At 48.2% G+C, this 1,040-nt stretch carries 2 protein-coding genes; both read left to right on the plus strand.

Going from position 1 to position 1,040, the window contains the following annotated elements:
- Positions 1-736: packaged DNA stabilization protein (locus QZ824_RS11690; protein ID WP_291276192.1), on the plus strand; the 736-nt coding region annotated here is incomplete at its 5' end.
- A partial coding sequence (locus QZ824_RS11695) for a hypothetical protein (protein WP_291276193.1) occupies positions 729-1,040 on the plus strand: 312 nt, incomplete at its 3' end. The genes QZ824_RS11690 and QZ824_RS11695, both read left to right, overlap by 8 nt.

The following is a 1,040-nucleotide window of genomic DNA, read 5'->3' on the forward strand; positions in this document are numbered from 1 at the left end:
CATTTGTGGTACCTATTGCAAAACGGAGTTATCGGGTGGTGTGTTTATTCTTGGTTCACGGCGTTTTGAATCGCCAGCCATCTACGCATTGAGCGCAGGCGATGCACAACAAATGTCAACGCGCACGATTAATCAGATTATCGGTCAATACACTGAATCAGAACTATCGACAGCGGTACTAGAATCGCGCTTTGACGGCGATGATGAATTGCTGATTGTGCGACTTGCGCGCCATACGCTGGTTTTCAATCTGACAGCAGCCAAGAAGATTGGCGCCGACAGCGCATGGTCTGTTTTGTCAACAGGTGTTAGCGGCGCTCCATGGATTGCCTGCAATGGCGTATTCGTGCCATACCTTAACAAGTGGCTTTATGGCTCCATAGCTGATGGCGCTATCTTTGCGCTTGATTATGAGTCAGCATCGCAGGATGGTGACTATTGCGAAATGGAGTTTGAAACGCCGCTGATTGAAGCGCCGTTTGCGCGAATCGGCAAGATTGAGCTTAATACCGTAACAGGATTCCAAGCTGAGCAAACCAACTGCTTTATCTCAACCTCGCTTGACGGTGAGCTTGAATCTTCTGAATACGTGCAGCTGTACGGCAACAAAGGCAACTACACCACACGGTTTGTAGCTTGGGGCTTTGGCTATTACAACAAGCAGCTTTCACTGCGAGTGCGCACGCTGAGCAAAGATAAAGTTAATTTCAGCAAGTTGACGGTGACTTATGGCTAATAAGCTGACTAACTACTTACTGACAGAGCAGGATGTATCAAGAGCGCTGCAAGGCGCTGTACCTGCTGTATTCGTCAAAGACTACGTTGCAGGCAAGAATAACGCATCATCCATGCTTGCACAGATTGACGAAAACACCGCCGACATAGTTGTGATTAACGGCCAAATCACTACCATCAACGGTCAAATCCTCGTTATCAATGGTCAGATAACCACGCTAACAACCAACTTAAACAACCACGTAGCGGCACAATCCGCGCACGGCTCAACAGGTGATATCGTCGGCACGGATGACTATTGCACA

This window comes from Flavobacterium sp., assembly GCF_021151785.1.
Lineage (GTDB): Bacteria > Bacteroidota > Bacteroidia > Flavobacteriales > Flavobacteriaceae > Flavobacterium.